Origin of the sequence: uncultured Rothia sp. (genome assembly GCF_937976295.1) — a bacterium.
Lineage (GTDB): Bacteria > Actinomycetota > Actinomycetes > Actinomycetales > Micrococcaceae > Rothia.
This window is the reverse complement of sequence record NZ_CALJRY010000335.1, coordinates 1-7,533: the sequence shown is the minus strand read 5'-3', so window position 1 is coordinate 7,533 and position 7,533 is coordinate 1. Positions and strand designations below refer to the sequence as shown.

Sequence of the window (7,533 nt, the reverse complement as noted above, 5' to 3'; positions counted from 1 at the left end):
CTTTCGGACTAGCAGCAGCTGTCGTAGCCCTCCTCGTTGTACTGGTCATCGTGCTCATTCCGCGCGGCGGCGATAATTCCAATACCTCCGCCGCGGGCGGCTCGAATGGTGCAGCTCAGTCGAACTCCGCTGCAGGCAACTCGAATGGCGCGGCTCAGTCGAAGTCCACCTCTACCGTAGAGGCTGGAACCTGCGGTGCTGGCGCCTCAGACGACCAGGCAGTACTGGACGCCGCGCCCAAGAACACCACGTGGGTAAGCACTGATGGAGGTTGGATGGGACCGGTCTCAAAGACCGCTGGTCCGATGGCAAAATCGTCGATTGAAAACTGCTTTGAGCACTCGGCTGAGGGCGGATTGTACGCCGCAACCTGGGCTTATATTCAGATGGTAGAGTCCCCGAAGGACTACATGCCGACTATTGTTGGCCCCGGCGCCGACGCACTCCGCGAACTCCGCATGAAGGACACCAAAACCGCTCCGGTTCTCCATATTTCCGGTTACCGTTACATCTCCTACACCCCGGAGCGTGCAACGGTGCGACTGCTACTCAAGACCCCGTCGGCTACGTACTGGTCTGCCGATATTGTGATGGAGTGGCACGATGGGGACTGGCACTACTGGGCTCCTACAACTCCTACTCAAGCCAACAAGGCTGACCCCGACGAGTTCATTACCTGGGGCTCCTAAAACCTAACAGCCTACACGGGCAATAAAACGCGGTGGGGCACGACCTTTCAACAGGTCGCGCCCCACCGCGTTCATATTTAAGCCCTATCTATGAGCTATCCGCTAGACACCGCCTCCGTTAGAAGAAGTCAATGTCAGGGAGGCCCGCAAAAATATCGGCAAAGAACTCGTACGTACCCCGAACGAAGCGCTCGCCGCCATCCTCCACCTCACTATCAGCCCGCGAATACGTGAAAAGGCCACCAATAATCTTCACACCAAAGACATACAGCCCAACAGCCCCAAGGGCCAGAGCAGCGAAAGGCATCACCAGCATGACTACAAAGTGAAGAATCACGTTATCAATCGAGCTGCCAAGCAACACCAGGCCGACAATGACAACCCCCGTCACAATCAAACACACGGGCACGCTCACAACGTACATGCCCCAGGCGATAATACGCAGAACAGTCTTCCAGAAGCCACGGCGCGGCTTCTCCTGCAGATAATCTGCGGGATGCGAAAGATACGGTGCGGTGTGCTGAAGTGCCGGCTGGTTGCTCATAGGTGGTTGTCTCCTGACGTACTCGGTGTATACATCAACACTCCCGAGAATACGTCACCCACCTGGGCGATTCCTCAAAACAGGCGCAAGCAAGCAAACCGCACCCGCTAATGCACCTCGGGGTGGACCGCCACCTCCACGGCGGCAGGCAACACACGCGCACTAATACGGTACGCCGACGGTGCCGGGTCACCATCCACCTCAACCGGATGCGCACCATCCAGGAACTCCAGCACCACCTCAGAACCCACCATGTGACGAATCACCGGCAACTCAACACGCGGCGAACCCAAAATCGTGCGGCGCGTAACCTTCGCCAACAGCAGCCCCCACTCCAGCAGGTCACGCGGCGACGCCACAATCACCTCAAGATTACCGTCATTCACATCCGTCATATCCGCCAGGCGAATACCACCCTGCAGGCGGCCACAATTCACAATCAGCACCGAACGCATCGGCAGAATACGGAACGGCGCACCATCCACACTGATACGCACCGGGTGCGACCTGCCCAGCATATGCTTCATACCGGCCTGCACGTACGCAACCCAACCGAACTTCGCCTTCATATCCTCGTTCGTGTCATTCATGACGAGCGCATCAAAACCGGCACCACTCATCACAAAGAACGTGTGTTCGGTTTCTTCGCCGGAGGCGCTCGTCGTCGTCATCTCAATCGCATCAACAGCCTGACCATCACCGTTCAGCGCAATATCAATACACGCCGCCACGTCACTCACCGGAATGTACAGGTTACGCGCCAGCAGGTTACCGGTACCCATCGGCAGAATACCCAGGCGCGGCTTAGGCCCTTCATGATGCGCCAGCGCCGCCGCCACAGCACGCACCGTACCGTCACCACCGGCAGCAATCAGCAGGTCAACACCCTCAGCGATCAGCTCGCAGGCCGCCTCGGAGCCGGGCTCGTCCACGCGGGTGGTGCGCACCAACGCCTGCGGGTGGCCGTTCGCCGCGAGGGTACGTTCCAGAATCTCGATAGCCGCCGCAGCGCCAGGCTTGCTGGGGTTGTACACCACGCCCACACGCTGCGCTTCACCGGTGGGCAGGGTCGGCAGAACGCCGAAGGGCGCACCCAGTTCGATAGCGCGTCGGCGCGCATTCTTACGGGCACGAGTGATGGAGGCGGTCAGCGCCGCCGCCGCGGAAACACCAAGGAGTTTACGATATAGAGGCATAGTTCTTAGACTACCCGGTTACGCAGAAACCCGCCCACCATTTACGCGGTGGGCGGGTTTTTCGGCTGGTTTTGAGATTACTCAGCGGGCGGGGTTTTACTCAGCGGCTACTGCCGGGATAACCTCGGCACCACCCATGTAGGGGCGGAGAGCCTCGGGGATACGCACAGAACCGTCAGCCTGCTGGTGAGTCTCCAGGATGGCTACCAACCAGCGAGTCGTCGCCAGGGTGCCGTTCAGGGTCGCCACGGAGCGGGTGCGGCCCTTACGCACGTTGCCTGCCTCGTCCACGGTGTCCGGGGTGCGCTCGCGGATGTTCAGGCGGCGCGCCTGGTAGGTGGTGCAGTTCGAGGTGGAGGTCAGCTCGCGGTAGGTGCCCTGGGTGGGGACCCACGCCTCGCAGTCGAACTTGCGGGCTGCGGAGGTGCCCAGGTCGCCTGCGGCGGTGTCAATCACGCGGTATGCCAGGCCGCAGCGCTGCAGCATTTCCTCTTCGAGGGACAGCAGCTTCTCGTGCATCTCTTCTGCCTGCTCGACGGGGCAGTAGACGAACATTTCAGCCTTGTTGAACTGGTGCACGCGAATGATGCCGCGGGTGTCCTTACCTGCGGAGCCAGCCTCGCGGCGGTAGCAGGAGGACCAGCCCAGGTACTTCTTCGCGCCCTTCTCAAAGTCGAGAATTTCGTCGGTGTGGTAGCCGGCGAGCGCCACCTCGGAGGTGCCGACCAGGTACAGGTCGTCGCGTTCGAGGCGGTAGATTTCGTCGTCGTGCTTGACGTTGAAGCCGGTGCCGTTCATGATTTCGGGGCGTACCAGGGTGGGGGTGGTCATCATGGTGAAGCCGTGCTCGGTTGCGAGGTCGAGCGCCATCCACATGAGTGCCTGCTCGAGGCGTGCTACCTGGCCCTTGAGGAAGTAGAAGCGTGCGCCGGAGACCTTCGCGCCGCGTGCCATGTCGATGCCGTCGACGAGTTCGCCGATTTCGAGGTGGTCGCGCGGTTCGAAGCCGTCAGCTGCGAAGTCGCGGGGGGTGCCGACTTCCTTGACGACTACGTAGTCGTCTTCGCCGCCGACGGGTACGCCGTCGATGATGAGGTTTTCGATGCTGCTGATCAGTTCCTCGTATTCGGCGGTTTTCGCTTCGGAGGCTGCCTTTGCTTCGTTGACGCGGGCTGCCAGTTCCTTCGCCTGTGCGACGAGGGCGGGCTTTTCTTCCTTGGGTGCCTTTGCGACGGTCTTGCCGAAGGCGTTCTGTTCGGCGCGCAGGGTCTCGTATTCACCGATGAGTGCGCGACGTGCGGTGTCGGCTTCGAGGATGCGGTCGACGTGGGTTTCGTCCTTGCCGCGTGCTCGCTGGGAGGCGCGGAAGACGTCGGGGTTTTCGCGGAGGAGGTTAATATCAATCACTGTTTTATCCTACCTAATCTTGCGGTGGGTTGTGGGCGGGGTTTGCGCTGGTGGTGCCGCTAGTGGCGCTGCAGGTGTTCGGGGCGGCCGTTCGGGAAGAGCGACTCGACCCATTCGTGTGCGGCGTCAAAGGAACCGTCGCAGTGGATGCTGTCGACCTCGGTGTTTTCGTGGTCGGCGCGCGGGTAGGAGCCGAGGAATTTCAGCGTCGGGGAGACGCGGTGCAGGCCGCGCAGTGCATCGCGCATGCGTGCCTCGTAGATGTGGCCGTCGGCGTCGATGCTGAACGAGTAGGAGCCCATGCCTTCGCCGGTGGGGCGCGATTCGATGCGGGAGAGGTTCACGCCGCGCACGGAAAACTGTTCGAGCAACTCCAGTAGCGCGCCGGCGCGGTTGGTGGGCAGCGGCACGGTCAGGGTGGTCTTGTCAGAGCCGGTCGGTTCGGGGATGTCGGCGGTGCGGGAGAGCAGCACGAAGCGGGTCACGGCGTTCTTGTTATCGCCGATATTGTCCTGGAGGACGTGCAGTTCCGGGTGGTAGTTCAGCAGCGCCGGGGAGCAGATTGCCGCATCGTAGGTGCAGCCCTCTTCAAGCAGGCCGACAGCCGCCGCCGCGGTGGAGGAGCCGGGCAGGTAGGCGGCGGTAGGCACGTTCTCCTGCGCCCAGCCGCGCACCTGCGCCCAGGCGTGCGAGTGGGTGGAGATGGTCTTAACGTCCTCGATGCTGATGGGCTTCGCGGCGACCAGCACGAAGCGGATCGGTACGAGCACCTCGCGGATAATGCGTACACCCTCGCTGGCTGCGATAGCGTCCAGGGTGGCGCTCACGCCGCCCTCCACGGAGTTTTCGATGGGTACCATGGCGGCGTCCACCTCGCCCGCGTTCAGGCGTGCGAGCGCGTCGGGCACGCTGGTGGCGGGGATGCGTTCGGCGTCGGCTGCGCCGGGGACGCTCAGCAGGGCGGATTCGGTGAAGGTGCCGGAGGGGCCAAGGTAGGTGTATCGCATGGTCACCATGGTATCGGGTTGGGGTCGGTAGCGGCGGGGTTTCACCCTTACTGTATAAATCTCGGAATAACTTCAGTCGTGGGTTAGCGATTTTGGTGATAGGTTACGGTCTTTGGCGGTGGTTAAAAGCCCCCACCAAAGTCACTAACCTATCACCGAAAAACTCAAGTCATGGCTGAAATACCTAAGCCATCACAGAAAACCTATACAGCAGCTAAAACCGCTACCTCACGAACTGGCGCACCCGCGCGGTGTCCCAGTACTGGGCGGGCACGCCTCCACCCATGAGCTCACGGGCGATAGCGGCAGCCTGCACGGAACCAGCCTCCGGCAGGGGCGCGTGGGAGCCGGCAATAATGACGTTGCCGCGGCGGCGGCCCTTCAACATTGCCGAATCCGCCACAATGCACACGTACTCGAACACCTCAAGCAGGGCGGACGCCTCAGCGCGGGCACCGGTCAGCGCCGGCCCATCACCGCAATTGAGGATGTACAGGCCACCGGGTGCCAGCGACTCGGCAACGGTGCGGGTGAACTCGACGGTGGTGAGCGCCTCGGGGGTGGTGTCCCCGGCGAATACGTCACGGATCAGCACGTCGCGGGATGCGGGCGCGAAGGTCGCGGTGACGGCACCCGCCTCGCCCACACGAATCTTCACGCGCGGCGCCTTGGGGATATCGAACCAGGCGCGCACATACTCGGCAAGCTTGGCGTCCAGCTCAACGACCGTGTTGCGGCTGGTCGGGTACAAGTCAGCGAAATAGCGCGCCATCGAGCAGGCGCCGCCGCCCAGGTGGGTGATGCGCAGCTTCGCAGCGTCCAGGTGCTCCTCCACGTGCGAGGAGACAACCGCGGCAATCCAGCGCATGTACTCAAAATCCAGCTCGCGGGGCTCGCCCACAATCACGTGAGAAGACTGCACACCGTTAATGAGCAGCAACCAGCCGTCGGCGTGGTAGCCGTCGGGGACGAGCTCCGCCTCACCGGTAGAGATCGGGTACACGCCAGCGGCGGCACCCTGCACGGGGGTGTTCTCGGTGTCGTCGATGCGGTTCTTCTGGTTCTTCTGCGTCTTCTGGGATTTCTTCGGTGCCCTGCTCTTTTTCGCCATACCCACTAGCCTAACCGACACGGCACAAAGCAACAGCGCCGCCCGCACGCCCCTAGCGTACGCACCCGCGAAGGACCGCCTCCGCAGAAGCAGCATAGGGGCCGGCTGAGTAGACTAGAACCCATGGGATTTGTATGTCAGGGCCGCTACGCGCTCGCACCAATTGAACCGACCGACGCCGAAAAATACGTCAACCTGCAGCTGGACTGCATGGAGCAAACCTACGACCCGATCTACTTCGACGCGCTCGGGGAAAGCTTCACCGCCCGCCACCGCGCCGAACGCGACGAATACCTCGAAGACTTCCACCGCCACCTCGCCTCCCCCACCGTGCGCGGCTTCTTCGCCTACGAGGTGCCCGGCTGGACCCCCGACGGCGGGCTCTCCTGCTCCATCGGCGCGCGCATCGACTGGGACAAGCCGGTCGGCCTGGCGCTCTCCCTATGCGAGGTCTCCTCTTGGGAACTCGAACGCGCCGACACCCTCCCCGAACTGCCCGCAGGCACCCGCAAACTCACGCACCTGTACACCCTCGACCACACGCACGGCACCGGGCTCGGACAGGCACTCTACGACTCCGTCATCTACCCGGACGAAAACTCCTACCTGTGGGTCATGGCTGAAAACGAACGAGCGGTCTCCTTCTACGAGCGCCTCGGCTACCGTAACGAAGGCGTGTACTTCCAAGCACGCGGCATCTGGGGACCCGGACGCAGCGTACGATACACGCGCATCATCAACCCCTAAACGACACGCCCTGTTAGGCACCACCCCCACAACGCCTTAAGATAGAAGATGACATATAAGCTCGACGCACCCGCGCACAGGAGCACATACACCCCTGCGCAACCGCGGGACCCAGCGCCGAACAACGCATAGAAGGACAGTAAAACAATGACCACCGGTCTTTACCTTTCCGCTATGTCCCAGAACTCGGGCAAGTCCCTCGTCGCCCTGGGCCTAGCAGACTCCCTCATCAAGCGCGCAGACCGCGTCGGCTTCTTCCGCCCCGTCTTCGACGGCGCAACCATCGCCGACGACCCCATGGCACGCCTCATCCGTGAACACTTCGGCCTGACCGAAGAGCAGGTCGGCGGCGCAGTCTCCATGACCGACGCACTCGCACTCATCGCAGAAGGCAACACCGAAGAAATCTCCGCACGCGCAGTCTCCGCCTACGAAAAGGTCGCAGCAAACAGCGACGTCGTAATCGTCGACGGCGTCTACCTGCCCGCCAACGCGCTCTCAGTCGAATTCGACCTGAACGTCCAGATCGCACGTGACCTCGGCCTGCCCGTCGTCGCAATCGTCGGCGCACAAGAAGCAACCGTCGAAGAAGCAGTCACCGCAGTCGACGTGGCACGCACCGAACTGCTCGCCTCCAAGGCAGACCTGCTCGCAATCATCGTCGGCCGTGCAGAACCCGAACTGCGCGACGAAATCGAGAACTCCGTCAAGCGCGGCGACGCAAACCTGCCCGTCTACGTGCTGCCCGAAATCCCCGAACTGAACGCACCCACCGTCGGTGAAGTTGCCGAAGCTCTCAAGCTCGACACCGAAGGCATCAAGGCAGAAGACC

General features: G+C 62.1%; 8 protein-coding genes. 3 read left to right on the top strand and 5 right to left on the bottom strand.

What is annotated here, in order from left to right; all coding sequences use genetic code 11:
- The coding region (locus Q0216_RS09070) for an acyl-CoA synthetase (RefSeq protein WP_298594705.1) at positions 1-689 on the top strand (689 nt) is incomplete at its 5' end.
- Between the two features lie 118 nt (positions 690-807).
- Here Q0216_RS09070 and Q0216_RS09065 read toward each other — a convergent pair.
- The 5 genes from Q0216_RS09065 to Q0216_RS09045 form a co-directional block, all read right to left on the bottom strand.
- On the bottom strand, positions 808-1,233 hold the full coding sequence (locus Q0216_RS09065; RefSeq protein WP_298594703.1) for a hypothetical protein: 426 nt from the start codon (positions 1,231-1,233) through the stop codon (positions 808-810).
- A 107-nt stretch (positions 1,234-1,340) separates the two neighbouring features.
- Entirely contained in the window at positions 1,341-2,429 is a 1,089-nt protein-coding gene (locus Q0216_RS09060) for a diacylglycerol kinase family protein (RefSeq protein ID WP_298594701.1), read from the bottom strand.
- A gap of 96 nt (positions 2,430-2,525) precedes the next feature.
- Positions 2,526-3,836: a serine--tRNA ligase gene (gene serS / locus Q0216_RS09055; protein ID WP_298594699.1), complete on the bottom strand. Its 1,311-nt coding sequence runs from the start codon at positions 3,834-3,836 to the stop codon at positions 2,526-2,528.
- Between the two features lie 59 nt (positions 3,837-3,895).
- Positions 3,896-4,843, bottom strand: coding sequence for a prephenate dehydratase (gene pheA / locus Q0216_RS09050; RefSeq protein ID WP_298594697.1), 948 nt, complete (start codon positions 4,841-4,843; stop codon positions 3,896-3,898).
- A 223-nt stretch (positions 4,844-5,066) separates the two neighbouring features.
- Positions 5,067-5,954, bottom strand: coding sequence for a spermidine synthase (locus Q0216_RS09045; RefSeq protein ID WP_298594695.1), 888 nt, complete (start codon positions 5,952-5,954; stop codon positions 5,067-5,069).
- Between the two features lie 123 nt (positions 5,955-6,077).
- Here Q0216_RS09045 and Q0216_RS09040 point away from each other — a divergent pair, with 123 nt between their 5' ends.
- A complete protein-coding gene (locus tag Q0216_RS09040; protein ID WP_298594693.1) occupies positions 6,078-6,701 on the top strand; it encodes a GNAT family N-acetyltransferase in 624 nt (207 codons plus the stop codon).
- 147 nt (positions 6,702-6,848) lie between these two features.
- The coding region (locus Q0216_RS09035) for an AAA family ATPase (protein ID WP_298594690.1) at positions 6,849-7,533 on the top strand (685 nt) is incomplete at its 3' end.